The 22,654-nt window shown below is 63.6% G+C and carries 19 protein-coding genes; 11 read left to right on the top strand and 8 right to left on the bottom strand.

All coding sequences use genetic code 11. The features are described from left to right. Positions 1–4: 4 nt before the first annotated feature. Positions 5–2,320, bottom strand: coding sequence for a transglycosylase domain-containing protein (locus FBY33_RS01805; protein ID WP_142029029.1), 2,316 nt, complete (start codon positions 2,318–2,320; stop codon positions 5–7). Positions 2,321–2,357: 37 nt separating this feature from the next. Here FBY33_RS01805 and FBY33_RS01800 point away from each other — a divergent pair, with 37 nt between their 5' ends. From FBY33_RS01800 to FBY33_RS01760, 10 genes are all read left to right on the top strand, one after another. Beyond that, positions 2,358–2,513 (top strand): DUF4177 domain-containing protein, encoded by a 156-nt coding sequence (locus tag FBY33_RS01800; RefSeq protein WP_009359196.1) that lies wholly within the window; start codon positions 2,358–2,360, stop codon positions 2,511–2,513. A gap of 1 nt (position 2,514) precedes the next feature. After that, positions 2,515–3,048 (top strand): RidA family protein, encoded by a 534-nt coding sequence (locus FBY33_RS01795; protein ID WP_142029028.1) that lies wholly within the window; start codon positions 2,515–2,517, stop codon positions 3,046–3,048. A gap of 15 nt (positions 3,049–3,063) precedes the next feature. Then, a complete protein-coding gene (locus FBY33_RS01790) occupies positions 3,064–3,975 on the top strand; it encodes an NUDIX hydrolase (RefSeq protein WP_142029027.1) in 912 nt (303 codons plus the stop codon). Between the two features lie 80 nt (positions 3,976–4,055). Beyond that, on the top strand, positions 4,056–5,090 hold the full coding sequence (locus FBY33_RS01785) for a LacI family DNA-binding transcriptional regulator (protein ID WP_142029026.1): 1,035 nt from the start codon (positions 4,056–4,058) through the stop codon (positions 5,088–5,090). A 179-nt stretch (positions 5,091–5,269) separates the two neighbouring features. After that, the gene (locus tag FBY33_RS01780) at positions 5,270–6,604 is read left to right on the top strand and encodes an extracellular solute-binding protein (protein WP_142029025.1); all 1,335 of its coding nucleotides are present in this window, start codon (positions 5,270–5,272) and stop codon (positions 6,602–6,604) included. Positions 6,605–6,629: 25 nt separating this feature from the next. Then, positions 6,630–7,601 (top strand): carbohydrate ABC transporter permease, encoded by a 972-nt coding sequence (locus tag FBY33_RS01775; protein WP_235010321.1) that lies wholly within the window; start codon positions 6,630–6,632, stop codon positions 7,599–7,601. Positions 7,602–7,603: 2 nt separating this feature from the next. Beyond that, positions 7,604–8,500, top strand: a complete 897-nt coding sequence (locus FBY33_RS01770) for a carbohydrate ABC transporter permease (protein WP_142029024.1) — start codon at positions 7,604–7,606, stop codon at positions 8,498–8,500. Positions 8,501–8,555: 55 nt separating this feature from the next. Then, positions 8,556–10,094: an arabinosylfuranosidase ArfA gene (arfA, locus tag FBY33_RS01765; RefSeq protein WP_142029023.1), complete on the top strand. Its 1,539-nt coding sequence runs from the start codon at positions 8,556–8,558 to the stop codon at positions 10,092–10,094. A 253-nt stretch (positions 10,095–10,347) separates the two neighbouring features. After that, on the top strand, positions 10,348–10,674 hold the full coding sequence (locus FBY33_RS20580) for a helix-turn-helix domain-containing protein (protein WP_235010312.1): 327 nt from the start codon (positions 10,348–10,350) through the stop codon (positions 10,672–10,674). A gap of 38 nt (positions 10,675–10,712) precedes the next feature. Further along, positions 10,713–11,525 carry an IS3 family transposase gene (locus tag FBY33_RS01760; RefSeq protein WP_235010310.1) on the top strand — a complete coding sequence of 271 codons (813 nt, stop codon included), beginning with the start codon at positions 10,713–10,715 and terminating at the stop codon, positions 11,523–11,525. 685 nt (positions 11,526–12,210) lie between these two features. On the opposite strand, the gene FBY33_RS01755 is transcribed toward FBY33_RS01760, so the two are convergent. After that, positions 12,211–12,888, bottom strand: coding sequence for a Crp/Fnr family transcriptional regulator (locus tag FBY33_RS01755; protein ID WP_013602309.1), 678 nt, complete (start codon positions 12,886–12,888; stop codon positions 12,211–12,213). A 195-nt stretch (positions 12,889–13,083) separates the two neighbouring features. Here FBY33_RS01755 and FBY33_RS01750 point away from each other — a divergent pair, with 195 nt between their 5' ends. Beyond that, positions 13,084–14,268, top strand: a complete 1,185-nt coding sequence (locus FBY33_RS01750) for a MarP family serine protease (protein WP_142029022.1) — start codon at positions 13,084–13,086, stop codon at positions 14,266–14,268. 10 nt (positions 14,269–14,278) lie between these two features. On the opposite strand, the gene aroQ is transcribed toward FBY33_RS01750, so the two are convergent. From aroQ to FBY33_RS01720, 6 genes are all read right to left on the bottom strand, one after another. Beyond that, complete coding sequence (gene aroQ / locus FBY33_RS01745) at positions 14,279–14,743, bottom strand: type II 3-dehydroquinate dehydratase (RefSeq protein WP_142029021.1); 465 nt, start codon at positions 14,741–14,743, stop codon at positions 14,279–14,281. Positions 14,744–14,933: 190 nt separating this feature from the next. Beyond that, a complete protein-coding gene (locus FBY33_RS01740) occupies positions 14,934–17,126 on the bottom strand; it encodes an alpha-galactosidase (protein WP_142029020.1) in 2,193 nt (730 codons plus the stop codon). Between the two features lie 111 nt (positions 17,127–17,237). Then, on the bottom strand, positions 17,238–18,569 hold the full coding sequence (locus tag FBY33_RS01735) for an ABC transporter substrate-binding protein (protein ID WP_142029019.1): 1,332 nt from the start codon (positions 18,567–18,569) through the stop codon (positions 17,238–17,240). Positions 18,570–18,639: 70 nt separating this feature from the next. Further along, a complete protein-coding gene (locus tag FBY33_RS01730; RefSeq protein ID WP_142032439.1) occupies positions 18,640–19,473 on the bottom strand; it encodes a carbohydrate ABC transporter permease in 834 nt (277 codons plus the stop codon). A 74-nt stretch (positions 19,474–19,547) separates the two neighbouring features. Then, complete coding sequence (locus tag FBY33_RS01725; protein ID WP_142029018.1) at positions 19,548–20,483, bottom strand: carbohydrate ABC transporter permease; 936 nt, start codon at positions 20,481–20,483, stop codon at positions 19,548–19,550. Then, a complete protein-coding gene (locus tag FBY33_RS01720; protein WP_142029017.1) occupies positions 20,470–22,533 on the bottom strand; it encodes a beta-galactosidase in 2,064 nt (687 codons plus the stop codon). The genes FBY33_RS01725 and FBY33_RS01720 overlap by 14 nt, the downstream gene beginning before the upstream one ends. Positions 22,534–22,654 lie beyond the last annotated feature (121 nt).

Raw genomic sequence — 22,654 nt, 5'->3', positions numbered from 1 at the left:
GCGCTTAGCCGTTGCCCTTTTTGTCGTTCCCATTGCCGTTGCTCGTGGGCGCAGGCGCAGGGGCAGGCGCCTGGGTTGCCTGCGGGGCGGGTACGGGGGCCTGGGTGGCCTGCGGCGTGGTCTTTCCAGGCGAGGTAGTGGTTGTTCCGTTGATCATGTTGCTCGGCGGTGCCGGGAACGGGTTGGTCCCGTACGCCGGGGCGATCTTGGCCATGTAGCTGGAGAACATGGGGCCGGCGATCATGTAGCCGTCGATGCCCTTGTAGAACTTGCCGTTGACCGTGATGTTCTGTCCTGCACGGCCCTGTGCTCCCAGCGGATCACCGAACCAGGCAGCGGTGGCCAGGCCGGTGGTGTGTCCGACAACCCAGGTGGAGCCGTTGTTGTTGGATGTACCGGTCTTGGCGCCAATGGGGAAGCTGGTCTTCGTGGAGATCCGCGGCTGGATCAGCGAGCCGGAGCCCCTGTTCAGGACTTCCTGCAGCGCATAGTTCACGCCGCGGGCAACTTCAGGCTTGATGGCATCACGGCAGCTGCTGGACTGCGCCGGGAGCTGCTTGCCGGTGGCGTCAGTGACCGAGGTGATGGCGATGGGTTCGCAGTACTTGCCGTCGTTCGCGAAGGTGGCAAAGGCGCTGGCCATGGTCAACGGGGAGGTCTGCGTGGAACCCAGCAGGTTGCCAAGGGTCATCATGTTCACCTTGGGGTTCGGCTCGCTGCCGTCAGCTGAGGGCAAGCCGCTGTGCAGTCCCACGGCGTCCACGATCTTCTGGATGCCGCAGAAGTCCAGCTGGGCGGCCGAAGCAAACGTCACGGTGTTGATGGAGTTGTAGAGGCCCTCCAGGACCGTCAACGGCCTGTACCACTGGGGCTCGGCGTTCTGGAGGTCGTCCGCGGCGTCCAGGCCGGCATTTTTCTGCGCGGTGCTGTAGGCGCCCTGGATCTTGCCGCAGGTGTTCTTCCAGGGGTAGCCGACCGGATAGACGCGCTGGGCAGCGTTGACCACCGTGTTCATGGTCTTGCCCTCGTTGAGCCACTCGGCAAACGTGAACGGCTTCATGGTGGACCCAGGCTGGGCGCCGCCCATGCCGTTGAGGTCGTTGCCGTCCTTGTCCAGCTTGTCCACGTTGAAGTTCAACTGGGAGTCGAAGCCCTGGCCCGGCAGGAACGTGGTGTTCTGGGCCATTGAAATGATCTTGCCGGAGCCCGGTTGCACGGACACCATGGCCGCGCCCCACTTATCAGGGTTGGCGCCGGCGGCTGCATTGGCCTGCTCCTGGGCCGTGGCCTGGGCGTTGGGATCCAGCGTGGTGGTGATGGTGAGCCCGCCGCCGTAGATCAGGCGCTGGCGCTCCTTCACGTCCGCACCATAGGCCGAATTGTTTTCCAGCAGGTGCAGGATGTAGTCGCAGAAGTACGGGGCCGAGGCCGCATAGGCGCAGCCCTGCTTGGGCTGGGTCACCTTGGGCTCCACCGGGGTAGCCACGGCGGCGTCATGTTCGGCCTGGGTGATCTTTCCCTGGTTCAGCATCAGTCCCAGCACCAGGTCCCGGCGCTGCTTGGACTTCTCCGGGTTGGTGATGGGGTCAAAGGCGGAGGGGCTGTTCACCAGGCCGGCAAGGAGTGCTGCCTGCGGCAGGGTCAGGTCCTTGGCGGTGGTGCTGAAGAAGTACCGGGAAGCGGCCTCAATGCCGTACGCGTCACGGTTGAAGAAGACGATGTTCAGGTAGCCCTCAAGGATCTGGTCCTTGTTGAACTCCTTCTCCAGGGCGATGGCGAGCTTCATTTCGCGGAGCTTGTCACCCACGCCCTTGTTGACGCCGTTGAGCTTGATCTGGTCCTCTTCGCCGGCGGCGGCAAGGTTGGCGTTGAGCACGTTGTTGACGTACTGCTGCGTGATGGTGGACGCACCCTGCTTGTTGCCCCGGGCGGTGCTCACCAGCGCGCGGAGGATGCCGGTGGTATCCACGCCGCCGTGCTCGTAGAACCGGCTGTCTTCAACGGCGATGATGGCGTTCTTCATGTTCGGCGAAATCTGGTCCAGCGGAACCTTGGTGCGGTTCTCGGTGTAGACGCTGGCGATCTCGCTGCCGTCCGCGGCCAGGATCCTGGTGGTCTGGCTGGGAGGATCAACCTTCAGCTCTGCCGGAAGGGAATCGAAGAAGTCGATGGAACCGCTTGCCGCGCTGCCTGAGACGGCCGCGGCAGGGACCAGCAGGCCTGCCACGAGGACACCGCAAATCGCGCTCACACCAAGGAAAAGAAGGATCTTACCCAGTGTGGTGGCAGTGTCGAATAAGGGGTTCTTGCGAGTCGCCATGTTTTCCACTTTACCGGCAAGGGCTACGCTTTCTTTCATGACCAAATGGGAGTACGCGACGATTCCGCTCATTATCCACGCCACAAAGCAGATCCTTGACCAGTGGGGAGAGGACGGCTGGGAGCTCGTCCAGGTGGTCCCCGGACCTGACGGCAACGGCCTGGTCGCCTACCTCAAGAGGGAGAAGCAGTAGCATGAGCACCCCCGCAGAAGCCCGGTCCAGCGCCGCAACGGCGCCCGTTTCCGCCGTCGAACAGCGCCTCGCGGAACTTGGCATCTCCCTCCCCGAGGTGGCCGCCCCGGTAGCCTCCTACGTTCCCGCCGTAGTCTCCGGCAGCCACGTGTACACCTCGGGCCAGCTCCCGTTCATTAACGGCAAACTCGAAGCTACGGGCAAGGTGTCCGCCGGTACCGAAGGATACGCCGACGAGCCCACCGTTTCCCCCGAGGACGCGCAGCGCTACGCAGCTGTCTGCGCCGTCAACGCCTTGGCCGCCGTCAAGAGCGTCATCGGTGACCTCGACCGGATCACCCGGATCGTGAAGGTTGTGGGATTCGTTGCGTCGGATCCCACATTCACCGGCCAGCCCGCCGTCGTCAACGGCGCATCGGAACTGCTGGGCCGTGTTCTTGGCGAGGCCGGGCAGCACGCACGTTCCGCCGTCGGCGTTGCCGTACTTCCGCTCGACTCTCCCGTAGAGGTCGAGCTGGTCGCCGAATTCAGCTAAGACCGGACACTTCCCTTGCCACACCTCGCACGACGCCTTTTTGCACTTCCCCAGGACCTTGAAGGGGCAGCGCAAAGCTGGCTCGAACACGGCGAGCGCACCCCCCGGGCCGCGCGCTACGCCTCATCCGTAGTCCTCCTGCGTGATTCGCCCACCGGCCTGGAGACGTGGCTGGGTTACCGGCCAGGCTCCTCGCCGCTGGGGGTCCTCGCCTTCCCCGGCGGGTCCCTTGATCTGGCCGACGACGATGCCATGGGTTGGCTGGGCCCGTCACCGCAGCATTGGGCTGAGCAGATGGGAACGGACGACGTTGGGCTGGCGCGGCGCCACGTGGTGGGCGCCATCCGTGAGCTCTTCGAAGAAACGGGCGTGCTGCTGGCCGGCCCGGACATGTCCAGCACGGTGGAGGCCACCTCCACCCCCGAGTGGATGCGGGCACGCATTGCGGTGGCAGACCAGGAGAAAACGCTCGCCCAGCTGCTGGGCAAGCGCGGCCTCTCCCTGCGGACCGATCTGCTCAAGTCCCTCGTCAACTGGCGCAGCCCCGATTTTGCGCACCGCCGGTTCGACACCCGCTACTTCGCCGCCACCGTTCCGCTTGGCCAGGAACCCTCGCTGCTCGAAGGCAAGGGCGTGTGGGGCCGGTGGGTCAACGCCGCACAGGTGATCCAGGAGCGGAACACCACGGCATTGGGCGATGAGGCGGGGCAGGAGAACACCGTAGGCCGCCCCCTGGGTGAACTGCTGGTCCCCGGCTCCGAAATCATGCTCGAGAAGATGGCCGCGGCCAACGGCTGCATCGCCTATCTGAGCTATAAGCGCAAGCCGCACGTCTATCAGCCAACCCTGGTTGAAGAAGACGGCAAGCTCCTGCTCGAAGTCGAGGCCGCCAAGACCGTGGCGGGGGACCACCAGCGCGAACGCTGACGCTCCGTCTCCGTTCAGCCTGGGGAGGGCGGGCGGAGTAAAATCGTCAGCAAAGGCACACCGGGAGCAAGGGGGCGCCGTTGCGCGCAACGGTCAAGGACGTAGCGCGCCTCGCAGGGGTTTCGCCGAAGACGGTCTCGAACGTCATGAACGGCATTGTCCCGGTCAGCGGTCCCACCAGGATCAAGGTGGAGCGGGCCATGGCGGAACTGGATTACGTCCCCAACCTCTCGGCCCGGGGGCTGCGCAACGGCAGGTCGGGCGTCATTGCCCTGGCCTTGCCCGACCTCGGGACGCCGTACTCCGCCGAGATCGCGCACAGCGTGGTGGAAGTAGCCCACGAGCAGGGGTGGAGCGTGCAGATCGAGGAAACGGGGTCCGACCCCGCCCGTGAATACGAACTGATGTCGCGGGCGCGGTCCAACCTGATCGACGGCCTCATCCTCAACCCGGTGGTACTGGACGAGAGTGCCGTCAAAGTGGGGGTTGCCCTTCCGCCGGTGGTCCTGCTGGGGGAGGTGTCCCAGAAACTGGCCGACCGCGTATGGGTGGACAGTGTCGCGGCCGCCCGTGACATGACCCTGGCGCTCGGCAGGACCGGCAGGCGGCGTATCGCAGTGTTGGGAGCCGCGGAAGGCCGAGGCTCGGCGGCGGCCGTCCTCCGCACCCGTGGGTACCACGCGGCACTCAAAGAACTTGGCATTGCCCGGGATGACTCCCTGATCATCCCCTGCGAAAAATGGAGCCCGGACACAGCGGCGAAAGCGCTGTCCACCTATCTTGACTCGCACCCGCTTCCCGGGGCCTTGTTCTGCTTCACTGACTCCATGGCCATCGGAGCACTCAGCGTGCTGTGGAAACGCGGGATCAGGGTTCCGGACGATGTGGCCGTTGCCGGTTTTGACGATATTGCCGACGCTCAATACGCAGTGCCATCGCTGACGACTGTTTCCTTCGACAAGCGCCAGGTGGCCAGGGAGGCATTGCGCCTCCTGACAGAACGCATGGGCCACCGGGAAGGCCCACAGCGGGTTGTGGCCATCGATTACCGGATCGTGGAACGGGAGAGTACGGCCTCCCACGCTCCATCTTTTGCCACACCTTCCGGCTCCTAAGCGAGAGCGGCAGGTCAGTTTGCGAACGCTAACAATATTTCATTGCGGTGGCCATTACATCGATGTAATGTGAGGCGTGCGTCACACCGAAACCCTCCGGGGCGTGGCTCCAGGAAGGCAGCAACAACGGTTTGTGGCACGGAAATGACTTTCAGCGGACCCATCCAAAGGAGTGACGGGTGAAGCAGTTTGAGTTTTTCGAAGGCAGGCAGCTGTCAAGACGGCAACTGTTATCAGGAACCGCGGCCGTGGGCAGCGTATTTGCTGCAGCAGCCTTGGCGGGGTGCGGCGGGAACGCCTCCGCCGCGGCTGTCAGGGACATCCAGTTCTGGCATCTGTTGTCCGGCGGCGACGGCATCAAGATGCAGGCCATGATCAGCAAGGCTAACGACGGCAACCCCGGCTTCAAGGTTCATCCGACGGTTCTTGCTTGGGGCCCGCCCTACTACACCAAGCTCGCCATGGCGTCCGCCGGCGGCCGTCCGCCCCAGTTGGCCATCATGCACGCCAGCAGGGTTCCGGGCTATGCGCCGGGAGGACTGATTGACCCATGGGACCTGGACCAGCTGGCAGCATTTGGCGTCACGCCCCAAAGCTTTGCCCCGCGGATCTGGGACAAGAGCCAGAACAACGGCAAGATCTTTTCCATCGCCCTGGATTCGCATCCCTTTGTGATGTTCTACAACCGCGATGTGGCCGGGAAAGCCGGCCTCCTGGCCGGGAACGGGCTGTTGCAGGAAGTGAATTCCCCGGAGGACTTCCTTGCCATGGCCCGGGAAATGCAGAAGGTGACGAAAGCCCACGGTTTGTCCTTTGGGTACCTCGGCAGCGGGTCCCAGATGTGGCGCCTCTTCTACACCCTCTACAAGCAGCACGGGGCAGATATGGAGCTGACTCCCGGCAAGCCAATGGTTGCTGACAACGAGGCGGCAATCGAGTCCCTGGAGTTCATGGCATCGCTCTTCGATGACACCATTGCGGCGCAGAGCGGTGATATCAGTACAGGGATCGCGGAGTTCGCCCGCGGCGGCTCGGGGATGCTCTTCAGCGGCGTCTGGGAACTGCCAACGATGAAGAAGGCAGGCATCCCGGTAGACGCAGCAACCATTCCAACGCTTTACGGCACGCCAGCGGCCTATGCCGACTCGCATTCCTTCGTGCTGCCCCGGCAGCTGAACGTCGACGACGCGAAGCGCCGTGATGTCTACAAATTTGTCAGTGACATCCTCAAAGGCTCCCTTTCCTGGGCCGAGGCAGGCCACATCCCGGCGTACCAGCCGGTGGTGCAGTCCCAGGCTTACCGCGACCTCACCCCCCAGATCCACTATGCCAACGCGGCCGACATTATCGCCTACGACCCCGAGGCCTGGTTCAGCGGCTCAGGCTCCGACTGGCAGACCTACTTTGCCGAGACCGTACAGAACGTACTTCTAGGCCGCGACAAGGCTGCTGATGGCTGGGATGCCTTCGTGCGGCGCACCAACACCCTGCTTTCCCGTCCCAACCCGGTGTGAACCGCCAAGCGACATAGGAGTCCAAATGAGTTCATTAGCAACATCCCACGACAGCGAGGGACAGGCGGGTTCGCTGCCCGGACTGTCGCGCCAAAAGCAGTTCAACCAAGCGGGATCCCGGTCACGGTCCCAAGGGAGCAGGGACAACCTTAACGGGTGGGCGTTCGCCGCGCCGTTCCTGGCATTCTTCCTGGTCTTCCTGGTATGGCCGCTCCTTTACGGGCTGTACATGAGCATGACCGGCAAATCGCTTACCGGCGCCAACGACAGCGTCATCGGCTTCGCCAACTACGCGGAGGCCCTCGCCGACGCCGACATGTGGCATTCGCTGGGCAACACCCTCTACTTCACCGTCATCAGCACCATTCCGCTGGTAATCGTTGCCCTGGTCATGGCGGCACTGGTCAACGTCGGACTGCCTGCGCAATGGCTGTGGCGGCTTTCCTACTTTGCCCCGTACCTGCTGGCCTCCACAGTGGTGTCCCTGTTCTTCACCTGGATGTACAACCCGCAGTTGGGCCTCATCAACGACACCCTGGTGAAGATCGGGCTGCCGAAGGTGGCCTGGCTGAATGACCCCGGCGTAGCGATGTGGGCCATCGTCATTGCCACGCTGTGGTGGACCGTGGGGTTCAACTTCCTGCTGTACCTGGCTGCGATGCAGAACATCCCGGCCCAGCACTACGAAGCAGCATCGCTGGACGGTGCCGGCGCCTGGCGGCAGTTCTTTTCCATCACCCTGCCGCAGCTGGCCCCCACCACCGTGATGATCGTGCTCCTCCAGATCCTGGCCTCGCTGAAAATTTTCGACCAGGTCTACCAGATGACCGCCGGCGGGCCCGGCGGAGCAACCAGGCCGGTGGTGCAGTACATCTTCGAAACCGGCTTCACCGGGTACCGGCTGGGCTATTCGGCAGCCATCTCCTACATCTTCTTTGGATTGATCGTGGCTGTATCGGTCATCCAGTTCTTCATCACCCGCCGCAGGAGTGCATAGCCATGGCAACCGAAACCCTCACCCGTCCCGCCACCTCCACTGCCAGCCGGTCCGCCGGCCGGAGGACCGGCCGCAGGATGACCCCCGGCCGGGCCGCAGTCCTGGCAGTCGCCGCGCTGCTGGCCGTCCTCTGGCTGGTGCCTTTCGCCTGGGCAACCGCCACCGCTTTCAAGAGCGAGACGGATGCCGCCGCTCCGAAGATCAGCTGGATCCCGCCGTCGGGCTTTACCGTCGACGCGTTCGTCAAGGTATTCCAGGACGGCAACATCCCGCTGTGGACCTGGAATTCCCTGTACACGTCAGCGGCCATCACCGTCATCACCCTGGTGATCTCCGCACTCGTGGCCTATGCCCTGTCCCGGATCGATTTCCGGGGCAAGAAGGTCCTGATGGTGGTGATCATCGCGTCCATCATCATCCCGCCGCCGGTCCTGATCATTCCGCTGTTCTACCAAATGGTGGCGCTGCACATGATCGACACCTCCTGGGCCATCATCCTGCCGCAGGTCATCCACCCCGCCATGGTGTTCGTGCTCAAGAAATTCTTCGACCAGATTCCCCGCGAACTTGAAGAAGCGGCGGTGATGGACGGCGCCAGCCGCATGCGGATGTTCCTGCAGGTGGTCCTGCCGTTGTCCCGTCCCATCCTGGCCGCCGTCGCGATCTTTGTGTTCATCGGCGCCTGGAACAACTTCCTCTGGCCGTTCATCGCCACCAACGACGGCTCCATCCTGACCCTCCCCGTGGGGCTCCAGACCATCAAGAGTGCATACGGCATCCAGTACGCCCAGAACATGGCATCGGCCCTGCTCGCAGCACTGCCGCTGATCCTGATGTTCCTGTTCTTCCAGCGCCAGATCATCAAGGGCGTTGCGACGACGGGACTCGCCGGCACCTGAACCCCGCCTTCGCTTTTCCACCACAGACCCCAAGCACAACCAAGGAGATTTGCACATGTCCCGCGCCAGGATCACCCTCGACCGCGACTTCACCATCGCCGACGTGCCCCGCCGGCTGTTTGGCTCATTCGTGGAGCACATGGGCCGCTGCGTCTACACCGGAATTTACGAACCGGGCCACCCGGAAGCGGACGACAACGGCTTCCGCCAGGACGTCCTCAAACTCGTCAAGGAGCTCGGCGCCACCGTCATCCGCTATCCCGGCGGCAACTTCGTCTCCGGCTACGACTGGGAGGACGGGATCGGCCCCCGCGAGGACCGCCCCCGCCGGCTGGACGGCGCCTGGCACACGCTGGAGACCAACGCCTTCGGCCTGCACGAGTTCGTGGACTGGTCCCGGCAGGCCGGCACCGAAATCATGGAAGCCATCAACCTAGGCACCAGGGGAGTGGACGCCGCCCGGGCCATCGTCGAATATGCCAACCACCCCGGCGGCACCCGCCTCTCCGACCTGCGTGCCAAGAACGGCCACAAGGACCCGTTCAACATCAAGCTCTGGTGCCTGGGCAACGAGATGGACGGTCCATGGCAGATCGGCCACAAGACGGCGGAAGAGTACGGCCGGCTGGCCCAGGAAGCGGCCAAGGCCATGCGGTTCGTGGATCCGGACATCGAACTGGTGGCCTGCGGAAGCTCGAATTCCGGAATGCCGACATTCGGTGCATGGGAGCAGACGGTCCTGTCGCACGCCTATGAAGAGGTGGATTACGTATCGCTGCACGCCTACTACCAGGAGCGCGACGGCGACGTGGGCAGCTTCCTCGCCAGTGCCGTGGACACGGACTACTTCATCGAATCGGTTATAGCCACCGCTGACGCCGTCCGCGCCAAGGGCAAGCACAAAAAGCACATCAACCTGTCCTTCGACGAGTGGAACGTCTGGTACCAGCGGGGCCTGGACACCGAGGACCAGCCGCACAATGTCTCCAAAGCCGGCTGGCGTGAGCACCCCAGGGTCATCGAGGACAAGTACAACGTGACGGACGCCGTCGTCGTTGGGACCCTGCTCAACTCTCTGCTCCGCCATGGGGACAGGGTCAAGATCGCCAACCAGGCACAGCTGGTCAACGTCATTGCCCCCATCTTCAGCGAGGAGAATGGGCCCGCCTGGCGCCAGACCATCTTCCACCCCTTCGCACGGATGGCAGAACTGGCCAAGGGCCGGATCCTGCGGTTGTCCGTGGACTCGGACAAGTACGACAACGCGCGGTTCGGCGACACGGACCTGGTGGATGTCAGCGCCACGTGGAACGAGGAAACAGGCCGCGTGGCGCTGTTCCTGGCCAACCGCGGCCTGGAGGAGGCCGCGGACGTGGAGGTCAGCCTTCGTGGCTTCGACGCGCAGCGGGTGGTCAGGGCGGAGGTGCTCGAAATCCCGGAGGGCGGCGACCGTTTCACCATCAACAACCAGGAGAACCCGCACCAAGTGGGCCTGAAGCCGCTCCAGGGAGCCAAGGCAAACGGGTCCGAGCTCCGGCTCAACCTCCCCGCATTGTCGTGGGCCGTCGTCGAACTGGACGTGGTCAAGAACTGACACACTCCCAGGCACAGAAAAGGCCGCCCCTCTGAACTGCTCCCCGAAAGTTGGACTGAGAAATCAGTTCTGACTTTCGGGGAGCAGTTTTATGCATGGAAGAAGTTCGTTGTCTGAGGAACAGCGCGAGGCCGCGGTGGCGCTGTTTGAGATCGGGTGGGGCTCCAGAGCTGTAGCAACCAGGCTCGGGGTGGGTCGGAAGCCGATCCTCCGGTTGCACGACAGATGGCGCGTTCGTGGAGATACTGCTCTTGTGACCAAACCAGGCAACCGCGTGTATTCATTCGAGCTCAAGCTCAACGCCGTGCAGCGATATATTTCCGGCGAGACCAGGGTCGCACTGGCCAAAGAGCTCGAACTGTCCTCGCCGCATCTGATAGCCGTTTGGGCGATGCAGTTCCGGGCTGAGGGCGAGGAAGGCCTCCGCCCGAAACCTAAAGGCCGCCCAAGGAAGACCCCAGATACCCCTGCGCAGCAGGAACCGGAGCTGCAGCGGCTGCGGCGTGAGAACGAACGCCTGCGTGCAGAGGTTGCCTTCCTGGGAAAAGTAAACGCCTTGAGGGACGGGGAACAGCGCTAAAGGTTCGCGCTGTCATCGCTCTCAAGGCTGAGCACAGGTTGGAAATTCTCCTGGACGTGGCCGGGTTGGCCCGGTCAACGTTCTTCTACCACCAGGCCAAACTTAATGGCCCCGATCCGCGGGCTTCCCTGAAGACCGCTATTACAGAGATCTTCACGAAGAACCATGGCCGCTACGGGCACCGCCGGATCCATATCGAACTGCTCAAGCAAGGCTGGAGGGTCGCAAAGAAGAGCGTGCTGAAGCTGATGCGTTCCCTCCGGCTGGTCTGCAAGGTCCGAAGCAGGAAGCGGTACAACTCGTACCAGGGCGAGCAGGGGATCGTGGCCCCTAACCTGCTGAAACGCCAGTTTGACGCGGACGCCCCAAATCAGAAGTGGGTTACCGATGTGACCGAGTTCAGCGTCGGTGACCGGAAGCTCTACCTCTCACCGATCATGGACCTTTTTGACCGACAGATCATCTCCTATGCCATTGGCACGTCGCCCAATCTAGAGCTGGCCAATGCCTCGCTGCGCGGCGCCTTGGCCACCTTGGAGGACGGGCAGAAGCCACTAGTGCACTCCGACCAGGGATTCCAGTATCAGCACAACTCCTGGCGCACACTCTTGGCGGATGCCGGCGCGGTCCAATCGATGTCCCGCAAAGCCAACTGCTACGACAACGCCGTGATGGAGAACTTCTTTGGACACCTCAAGGAAGAGCTCTTCCACCGCGTCCGTTTCCTCAACACCGACTCCTTGGCTGCGGCGGTGCACGAATACATCCGTTGGTACAACACCGAAAGAATCTCCACCAAACTCAATGGTCTGAGTCCTGCGCAATACCGTGCACACGCCCTTGCGGCTTAATCCGCCGATGAGGATCTAAGTTTTCGAGAGCTGTAAGTTGCTCCAACCGTTAGGCTCAGGCATGGACTTGTCACTGTTGTGGGCCGTACTCGCAGCGCTCCTAGCCATCGTCTGCTTCGTCCTTCTGTACCGAACGACGAAAGTGGATCAAGCTAAGCGCAAAGGTCTTTTCCTACAGGTGTTTGGCCTGATGGCAGTGATGGCAATTTTCATCGTCCTATCGATAGAGCAGTAGCGCGGTTTCGTTCTTCGGAAGGAAAGGAAATAGCGTGGTCGACAGGTTCCAGGACATGCCACCCAAAACGAGGCGCTTGGTCCGAGTAGGTTCCTACTCGGCAACACCCGTCATCTTGCTCGGAGTGGTTTTGAGCATGTTCATTGACTTCCGCTTCGTACTCCTACGGTCGTGCTGGTCGCATCGCGGTCCTCGTGCCCCTCGGTGTAGCTGCTAAAAGGGAGCAGAGAGCGCTATCTGATCAGCCAAGAGAGCAGCAGGAAAAGCCGTAGTCGCATCCCCCTAGGCACGTGCCTACGCCAAGAAGGCTCCGTCCCATGTGGGACGGAGCCTTCTTAGGAAGCCGAACTTTCACAGTTAGAGTAAGTTCCTACAAATCTCAGTCCAACTTTCGGGGACCACTTCACTCGGGGCGGCCTTTTTGCTGCGTCCGACTTTTTTTGCTGGGTCCTAGCGGGAACGCTGGCGGAGGCGCTGCATGTCCAGGATGACCACGGCGCGGGCCTCGAGGCGGAGCCAGCCGCGCTGGACGAACTCAGCCAGGGCCTTGTTCACCGTCTCGCGGGAGGCGCCCACCAGCTGCGCCAGTTCTTCCTGCGTCAGTTCGTGTGCCACCAGGACGCCATCGGTTGCCGGCCGGCCGAAGCGGTCCGCCAGGTCCAGCAGCGCCTTGGCCACACGGCCCGGGACGTCGGAGAAGACCAGGTCTGAGAGGGAGTCGTTGGTGCGGCGCAGGCGGCGGGCCAGGGCCTGCAGCAGCTGGGCCGAAACCTCGGGGCGGGTGCGCAGCAGGGTGTTCAGGCTCTCGTTCTTGAGCCCGGCCAGCCGGGTTTCGGACACTGCGGTGGCGGTGGCCGTGCGGGGGCTGGGGTCGAACAGAGCCATCTCGCCGAAGAGCTCACCCGGGCCCAGGATGGCCAGGAGCGATTCGCGGCCGTCGGGGGAGGTGCGTCCCAGCTTCACCTTGCCGGAGACGATGAAGTACAGCTGGTCACCCTGGTCACCTTCGCGGAACACGGACGCGCCGCGGGACAGGTCCACCTCGGTCAGCTCATCCGTCAGAAGGCGGAATGCGTCGTCGTCGAGCGTGGCGAAAAGGGGTGCTCGGCGCAGTACCTCGATGTCCATGAAATCTCCTGAGTAAAAGTATCGGCTGTGGCGCTTGTGCCATTGTTTCAGAATTTTCAACGTTCTGTGACGAACTTGGCAGCCGAAACGCCTGCCGGTAGCTGAACGCGGGTCTGCCGGACGGCGCCGCAGGCCGCGGAAGTTTGTCAGTGTCCGCCACTAGAATGGGGATTCAACTGTTAATAAGGAGCCTTTGTGGTCGGCCTGACTGTCCTGGACATCGTCCTGATCCTGGCGCTGCTGTCATACCTGGTCTATGGCCTCCGCAACGGGTTCCTGGTCACGGCCGGTGGCCTTGCAGGGTTTGCTGCAGGTGCCATTGCCGCCTTCTTTGCCGTCCCCCTCGTCAGCACCTTCGTCGAGGACTCCGGATGGAGGCTTACCGCCATCATCGCTGCCGCCGTCGTCCTGATGGCCTTGGGGCACGGGCTGGGCACCATGGTGGGGCGCCAGCTCCGCGGCGTGGTGCGGATCCGGCCGCTGCGTGCGGTGGACCGGCTGGTTGGCGGTGCGCTGAACCTCGTGGTCTCGGCTCTGGTGATGTCCATGCTGGCCTTCAGCGTCAGCTCCCTCGGCGTGCCGGTGGTGTCCCAGCAGCTCGCAGAGTCCAAGGTGATCCGCTTTATCGACGGGCTTACTCCGACACCCGTCAAGGCCACCATGGCGCAGCTGCGCTCCACGGTGATCGGCAACGGCATCCCTACGCTGATCGAAGGGCTGGACCAGGGCCAGACAGTCCAGGTGCCCAACACCAGCACCAATACGCCGGCGCTTAACAAAGCGGCACAGTCGGTCCTCAGGATCGCCGGCACCGCGTACGAATGCGGACAGAACCAGACCGGCAGCGGCTTCGTGGTTTCTCAGGACCGGGTGGTGACCAATGCGCACGTGGTTGCGGGCGTGTCGCAGCCGGTGGTAGAGATGTCCGACGGCGGTGCGATGCCAGGGCGTGTGGTCTACTTCGATACCAAGCGGGACCTGGCGGTCCTTGCCGTGGACAACCTGCCGTCCCAGCCGCTGCCGCTGAGCCGCGACCTGCCCGGCGGCAGCCAGGCCGCGTTCGCCGGGTACCCGCACGGCGGACCTTTCCAGTCCAAGCCCGCCACGGTGCAGGATATCGCCACTGTCCTGGTCCCGGACATCTATGGAAACAACCCCTCGCCGGAGGACATCTACCGCCTGGCCGGCGATGTGCAGCCGGGAAATTCCGGCGGCCCGTTGCTCACCACCGACGGCCAGGTTGCCGGCGTGATCTTCGCAAAGGCAACCTCCGATGCAGAGGTGGGGTTCGCCATCACCATGAACGACCTTGACCCTGTGGCGGAGCGGGCACCCGCGTTGTCCGCGCCCGTTTCCTCCGGCCAGTGCATCCAAAAATAGCGCCTCGCGGCTACAGGACCTCGGCCAGGTAGTCGATGGCGAGTTTGTAACCGAACACTCCGGCACCAACAATCACCGCCGCACAGACCGGCGACAGGTATGAGTGGTGCCGGAATTCCTCCCGCTGGTGCACGTTGGTGATGTGAACCTCGACGGCGGGCAGCTGCACGGCGGCCAGGGCGTCACGAAGTGCCACGGACGTGTGCGTGAAGGCGCCCGCGTTGAGGACAATGCCCGCGGCGTTCTGCCGGGCGGCGTGGATGGTGTCCAGCAGGACGCCTTCGTGGTTGGACTGGACGCACTCCACTGCGAAGCCGTGCTGCTCTCCGGCGGAAACGGCCAGCTCCTCCACATCAGCCAGGGAAGACGAACCGTACTTCTCCGGCTCCCGCGTACCCAGCAGGTTCAGGTTGGGGCCATTGATGACCAGGATGGTGCCGCGGCCGGTTTCGACAGTGGAGGAGGGTTCAGTCATGCCTGCAAATCTATCGGTTGACGCTGCCCGCCGCGTATTCTTACGCCCACCCACCCCATCGACTGCTCCGTACTTGCCGTTTTGGGCGGTCAAAACGGCAAGTACGGGGCCCACGCCGGCGAGGGCCCCGGCCTGAGCTTGCGAAGGCTGGGAGCCGGTGGGGAGCAATCGATGGGGGTTTAACGCGGGTTTAGAGAGCGGTCACCTTCAGCAGCAGGGCATGCTCGGGGTTCAGGATGGGCATGGGGAGGCCCACTTCGGCCAGGAAGCGGCCGTTGGCCACGGCGCCGGCGGACAGCCACGTCGGCGGCTGTGTCTGTGTGAAGGTATGCCCGTAGTCGGCGTCGGCCTCCGTGGGGAAGACGGCGTCAACCCGGTAGCTGCGGTCGGCATCCAGACCGGGAATGCCGATCCGTCCCGGTTGCTCGGCGGCGGAGGTGCTCGTGCTGACCAGGGCGAACAGGGCCGCCGTCGTGCCTTCCGCAACGTCTCCGTCTGCGATCACGCCGTGCAGCAGAAACGCTTCGTCCATGACATCGGCATTGACCCGGCGGCCGCTGTGGATCAGGTCCCGGTGTTCCTTGTACAGCCCCACGAAGCGCCGCAGTTCCTCACGCTCCCTGCCCTGCACGCCGCGGATGTCCCACTCCATGCCGAAGTGGCCAAAGAGGGCGGTGATGGCACGGAAGGACAGATCGTGCGTGCGGGCAGTGGTGTGGGATGTGGTGGGACCAACGTGGCTGCCCACCAGTTCCGGCGGGACCACGGCACCGGTCCAGCGCTGGATGGTCTGCCGCTCCAGCGCATCATTGCAGTCCGACGCCCAGATCCGGTCCGTCCGTTCCAGGATGCCCAGGTCCACCCGCGCACCGCCGGAGGAGCAGCTTTCAATTTCGACGCCGGGATGTGCCTTCTTGAGCTCGTCGAACAGATGGTACGCGGCCAAGGTCTGCTCGTGGACGGAGGGGCGGCCGGCGTGGCCGTGCTCCGTCAGATCCCGGTTCTGGTCCCACTTGAGGTAGCTGATGTTGTTTTCCGCGAGCAGCGCGTGGATCCGGTCGTAGATGTACTGCCAGGCCTCCGGGTTCACCAGGTCGATGATGTGCTGGTTGCGCCATTCCAGGGGCAGCCGGCCCCCGTCCTTGTGGGCTGTAGCAGACGGGCCAACAATCCAGTCCGGGTGTGCGCGGGCGATGTCCGAGTCCAGGTTCACCATCTCCGGCTCCACCCACAGCCCGAACTCCATGCCGCGGGAGGTGACGGCGTCGATCAGCGGGGTCAGGCCCTGGGGCCACAGGGTCTCGTCCACGTACCAGTCGCCCAGGCCGGCGTGGTCGTCGCGGCGGCCGCGGAACCAGCCGTCGTCGAGCACGAAACGTTCCACGCCAAGATCAGCGGCGGATTCTGCCAGCTCGATCAGCGTGTCCAGGTTGTGGTCAAAGTACACGGCCTCCCAAGTGTTCAGCACCACCGGGCGGGGCTTTCCGGCGGGCATGCCGGTTGATGCGGCCGGCAGCACGTGATGGGGGCGGGACCGGAACCAGCTGTAGAAGGCCTCGCTGATACCGTCCAGGCCGCGGTCCGAGTAGGCGGCGAACAGGGCGGGGGTGGTGTAGCTGGCACCTGGACCGAGGATGACTTCGGCCGGTCCCAGAAGTTCGGATCCGCCGATCATGGTGCGGCCGTCGCCAATGGTGTCCGTGAACTGCTCGTGGTTGCCGCTCCATGCCAGGTGGGTGGCCCACACCTTGCCGTGGCGGTTGCCGAAACCGGGGGTGCCGGCGGCGAGCAGCAGCGATGAATCGTGGCCGGTGCGGCCGTGCCGGCCGGTCCGTACCCAGGTGCCCTGCTGGATGGCGCGGCGCTGCGGGTGGTTTTCCCGGCACCAGCGGCCGGTCAGGTCGAGGAGTTCGGCGGCGTCCGGGGCCACGGGGAGGATGGTGGCCAGCTCGTCCAGCTGGTAAGGGGTGGTGCCGTCATTGGTGACGGTGTGGCGGAGTTCCAGCAGGCCGCCGTGGTGGAGGGTCAGGGAAGACGAGACGCTGATGCCGGCGTCGGTGTCGGCCTGGGTGATGACCGCCGTGGTGCCGTCTGCGCGCGCTGCCACGATGCGAAGGCGCGGTGAGAAGTCGAGTCCCGGGACGCCGTCGGCCATGCGTTGCCCGCGCAGGCCCGGGCGGCCCCGCCAGCTGGAGGAGGCCTGGGGCAGGAGGCCGGCCGGCACGGTGGCATCGATGGCGGAGTGGGGAACTGGCTCGCCCAGGATGGCGAGATCCGGGAGCGTGCTGCCAAGATCCGCGCCCCAATGGATGATCTCGGCTTCTCCGCTGTCGAAGCTGATCACCAGGCTGGTACCGGCGGAACGGAGGTGCAGGGGATCCATATCTTCTCCTTTTACGAAAACCGGTTGTGCCGGCCGACTTACCAAGACAGGTCACCACCCCCGCGCGCGGCTGAGGTGGTGACCTTTACTGCCGGGAGGTTATACCGGCAGTCACTCCTTGACGGGGATGGACTGCGACTTCAGGGCTTCGATGGTCTTCTTCTGCCCGTTCGACAGAGCGTCCAGCAGCGTGCCGCTGCCGCCGGTTGCCTTGCCGAAACCGTCCGAAACGTCGGTGTAGGTCTTGGTCATGGTGGGGCCCCAGGTGAAGTTCGGGTTCACGTTGGAGGACGCTTCAGCAAACACGTCGTAGATCTTTTGGCCGCCGAAGTAGTCCACTCCGCCCGAGAAGGCATCCAGGTCCTTGGCCGACTTCGCCGCCGGGTAAAGGCCGCCCAACTTGTTGGCCAGCGCCAGCGCCTCGGGATCGGTGTTCAGCCACAGGGCAAATTTGGAAGCCTCATGCGGGTGCTTGGAGCCCTTCAGCACTGCAGTGGAGGAACCTCCCCAGTTGCCGGCAGCCTTTCCACCGGCTTCCCACTGCGGCATGGGGGCAACCGCCCATTTACCGGCCGTATCCGGGGCGCCGCTGGCAAGGGTTGAAGCGCCCCAGACCGCAGAGACCCAGGTCCACTGCTGGCCCTTGTTGAAGGAGGCGTTCCACTCATCGGAGAAGGAGGGCAGCGTGGATACCTGGCCCTTGTCCAGCAGCTTCTGCCAGTAGTTGGCCACCTTCTCGGATTCCTTGCCGGTGAGGTTTACTTCCCACTTGTCATTGGCATTCGAGAACCACTGTCCCCCGGCCTGCCACACGTTTCCGGCAAACCAGTTGACGTCACTGCGGGGGAAATTGGTGATGTACGAGCCGCGGGCCTTGATCTGCTCCGCCGCTGCCGCATATTCGTCCCAGGTTGTTGGGACCTTGATGCCGGCCTCCTTGAAGAGGTCAGCCCGGTAGAACATGGCCATGGGGCCGCTGTCCTGCGGGATCGCGTAGACGGACTTGTCTTCACCGAACGTGACCTGGCCCCAGGTCCAGTCCACGAACTTGTCCTTTGCGTCCGCCACGCCTTCGCAGGCCGCAAGGTTCTCCAGCCCGTCCTGCACACGGAAGTTCGGCAGGGCATCGTATTCGATCTGTCCCAGGTCCGGGGCGTTGCCCGCCTGAAGCTGGTTGAAGAAGTTCTGGTAGGTGCCGGAGTTGCCGTTCGGGCCGGTCTGGACCTTCACCTTGATGTCGGGGTGGTCTTTGTTCCACAGGTCAACAACCTTGTCCATGCCCGGGACCCAGGTGGTGAAGCTCAGTTCGACGGGCCCGGACGAGGGCTTGCAGGAGTTGGTGTCCTGCGTGGCAGAAGTGCTTTCGCCGCTTGAGCAGCCCGCAAGGGACAGCGCCGAGACAATGGCAAAGGCGGCAGTGGCTTTTCCGTAACGCACGCGCATTTCTATTCCTTATTTGAGGGTGGGGTACCGGGACGGGGTGCCCGGTACCAAGGGAGATGAATTGAAGGAGCTATTTGACGCTTCCGGCACCCAGGCCGCTGCTCCAGAAGCGCTGCAGCCCGAGGAACGTTGCGATGAGCGGAAGGATCGACACCAGGGCGCCGACAATGACCAGGACCCGAAGCTCCGGAATCTGGCTGATCTGGCTGTTCCACGCGTAGAGCCCCAGCGTGACCGGGAACAGGGCCTGGTCACGCAGCATGATCAGGGGGAGGAAGAAGTTGTTCCAGATGGCGACGAACTGGAACAGGAAGATGGTCACCAGGGCCGGGGCCATGAGGCGGGTGGAAACGGTGAAGAATGTCCTGGCCTCCGAGGAACCATCGAGGCGGGCAGCCTCCAGCAGTTCCGTGGGGACGCTTGCAGCGGCATAGATCCGCGCAAGGTAGACGCCGAAGGGGCTGACCAGGCTGGGCAGGAAAACGGCCCAGAGGGTGTTGGTCAATTTCACTTGGCTGAAGATCAGGAACAGGGGGAGGGCCAGGGCTGTGGCGGGAACCAGGACCCCGCTGAGCACCACGTTGAAGATCGCCTCCCGGCCGCGGAACTCGTACTTGGCCAGTGCATAACCGCACATGGCTGCAATGACGGTGCCAACCAGGGCGCCTAGCCCGGCGTAGAGCGCGCTGTTCGCCAGCCAGCGTCCGAAGACCCCGTCGCTGTACGTGAAGAGGTTGCCCAGGTTTGCAAAGAACGTGGGGAAGGAGTCCGCAGTGAACCAGAGCGGCGCCGTGCCGGTGATGTCCCCTCCGGTTTTGGAGGAGGAGACCAGCAGCCACCAGATGGGGGTGAGGAAGTACAGGGTGAAGACACCCATGATGAGCATCGCCGCTCCACGGGACATGATGCTGTGCCGCGGTCCTCTCGGAGTGGCTGTCACTGGTGCGGACTTGGTTGTGGTGGTGGCTGTTGCTGCGCTCACTGGGAAACCTTCCGCTGGGTGGCCTTGAGGAAGACGAAGGAAAGAACGAATGTGGCCAGCGCCAGCACCACGGAGAACGCTGCTGCCAAGCTGTAGTTCGGGACCGACGCGGTTGTGTACACGGCGAGGTTCGGCGTGAACGTGCTGCTGATGGCCGAGCTGAAGCTGCGGAGGGTTTGCGGTTCGGCAAGGAGTTGGAGCGTGCCGATGATGGAAAACACCCCGGTGAGGATGATGGCCGGTACCACGAGCGGGATCTTGATCCGCCAGGCGATCTGGAGGTTGCTGGCACCGTCCAGCCTTGCTGCTTCATAGATCTCGGTGGGAATGGCAAGCAGGGACGAGTAGATGATCAGCATGTTGTAGCCGACATACACCCACGTCACGATGTTTGCGATGGCCCACAGGACCAGGTCAGCGGAGAGGAAATTCACCTGTGAGGTGACGGCACCGAACGGCGAAAGCGACGGTGAATAGAGGAAGCCCCACATGATGGCGGCGATAACGCCCGGGACGGCGTACGGGGCGAAGAAAGCCAACCGGAAGAACTTCTTTCCCTTGAGCAGGGGCGAGTCAAGCAGCAGGGCAAACAGGAGGGCAAGGCCAAGCATGATGGGCACCTGCACCACTCCGAAAAGCAGCACGCGCCCCACCGATTCCCAGAATTCGGTGTTCTGGAACACCTGCTGGTACTGGATGAATCCACCGAAGACCTGCTGGGGAGGTCCAAACGTGCCCTTGCGCTCAACCGTCAGCAGGGACTGCACCACGGCAAAGATGATCGGCACCGCGTAGAAAGCGAGGAAAAGAACACCAAACGGCGCAACGAACAGGAGGACGGCGCGTCGCTGGGCCGAGGAAGTCGCCCGTTTCCGAATTGTGGGCGCCCCCGTGGCTATTGCCGGAACTGTAGTTTGTCTAGTCACTTTCATCTTCCTTAAGGCCGGTGATGCGGCCAGTGGTTTGGGGTGCTGAGGTGGAGCTGCGGACAACGCGTACGGTGCCGGCAGGAATGACGACGGCGGTGGAGACTTCTTCCCCCACGATGAGTTCGTAGCCGTGCCCTGGGTGTTTGTGCTCTTCGTCGGAGTGATTGATCAGGAAGGTGTAAGTGCGCCCCGCAGCTGACCTGGTGACGACTTCCAGGCCTGCGGTGGTTGCCTGCGCAGCGACACCGGCTTCAGCGGCGGCTCCGGCCACAACCTCGCGGAGGGATTGGGGATCGAGCACGGTTCCGATGTACCAGGCGTTTCCGGCGCCGTGCCGGTTGCGGGTGACTGCGGGCGTTCCGGCGAGGTGGCCTTCGGTGAAAGACGCCTTCGCTTCCGCGCCCTCCAAGCGCAGGGCCTCAGCCCACAGGGAGGCCGTGCCCCCGGTATCCAGCGGCAGGAGCTGCCCGGGCGGCATGGGGAGGAATTCCTCGGAGCGGACGCCGAGCAGGTCCCGGAACGCACCCGGGTAGCCGCCGGTCAGTACTTTGTCGTTCTCGTCGACAATGCCGCTGAAGAAGGTGACAACGGCATGGCCTCCGTTGCTCACGAAGTCTGCCAGGGCTGCGGACTCCTGGTGCCGGACGAGGTAAAGCCCCGGAACGAACGCCGCCTTGTAGCCGGAGAGATCGGAACCCGGTGCCACGACGTCCACTGTGATGCCGCTTTCCCAGAGCGCTTTGTAGAGGGAATGCACCTGGTCCAGGTACCGCACGTCTGAGGACGGGTGCGACTCCTGGTCGTAGGCCCACCATGCTTCCCAACTGAAAACCAATGCGGCTTCGGCCTTCACGGTGGTGCCGGCTACCTCCGCGAGGTTCTCGAGGATGTGGCCGAGCTCCTTGACTTCCCGCCAGATGCGCGAGTCTGTTCCGGCGTGGGGGAGCATCGCCGAGTGGAACTTCTCACTGCCTTGCACCGAAGCCCGCCACTGGAAGAAGCAGAGCCCGTCCGCTCCGCGGGCCAGGTGGGTCAGGGAGTTGCGGAGCATTTCGCCGGGGGTCTTGGCGATGTTGCGGGGCTGCCAGTTCACTGCTGAGGTGGAATGCTCCATCAGCAGCCACGGCTGCCCCTGGGCAAGTCCACGGGTGGTGTCGGCGGCAAAGGCGAGCTCGACTTTGGGGTCGTCAAGCCGGTGGTCGAGGTAGTGGTCGTTGGCGATGACGTCCATGTGCGGTGCCCAGGACCAGTAGTCCTGGTTGCGGATGTGGGCAGCGACCATGAAATTGGTGGTGACAGGGACGCTGCTGTACTTCCTCAGCAGGTCCGCCTCGGCCTGGTAGTAGCCGAGCAGTTCGTCGGAGCTGAAGCGGTGAAAATCCAGTACCTGGGTGGGGTTGTTGGTGGACACGGTGGCTCTCGGCGGCAGGATTTGCTCCCACGCAGAGTAGCGCTGCGACCAGAAGGTGGTGCCCCAGGCGCTGTTGAGTGCCTCCAGGGTGCCGTAACGGACAACCAGCCAGCGGCGGAACGCGGCGGCGGAGACGTCGCAGTAGCAGAGGGCGTTATGGCAGCCCAATTCGTTTGATACATGCCACAGCCGGGTTGCCGGGTGCGAGCCGTAGCGCTGGACTACTTCGGTGACAAGCCGGAGGGCATGCTCGCGGTATCGGGGCGAACTGGGGCACCATGCTTGCCTCCCTCCAGGCCACGCCAGGACGCCCGCTGCAGATTCCGGGAGGATTTCCGGATGCATCTTCGTCAGCCAGGCAGGGGTAGAGGAGGTCCCGGTGCCCAGGTTGGCTCCGATGCCGTTGGCGTGAAGCAGGTCAAGCACTTCGTCCAGGCGTTCAAAGGAGTAGCGGCCGGGGGAGGGCTCCAGCTCAGCCCAGCCGAAGATGTTTACTGCAACGAGGTTCACCCCCGCCTCTTTCATGAGGCGGACGTCTTCCTGCCACACGGAGCGGTCCCACTGTTCGGGGTTGTAATCACAGCCGTATATAAGCTGTCCATTCCCGGACAGCTGGGCTACTGGGGTTCTGTTGGGGCTCAACCCGGCTCCTTCGGCTTGCAGCAGGCGTGCAAGGCGGCGGACTGAACCGGCTCTCGGACGCTGTTGTCTCAACGATCTCTGTGAACGTTCCCAGACATAACGCATGCTTAGTGATGCAGGT

Origin of the sequence: Arthrobacter sp. SLBN-112, assembly GCF_006715225.1 — a bacterium.
Classification (GTDB): domain Bacteria; phylum Actinomycetota; class Actinomycetes; order Actinomycetales; family Micrococcaceae; genus Arthrobacter.
The sequence above is the reverse complement of the archived record's forward strand: the minus strand, read 5'-3'. Positions and strand labels throughout refer to the sequence as shown.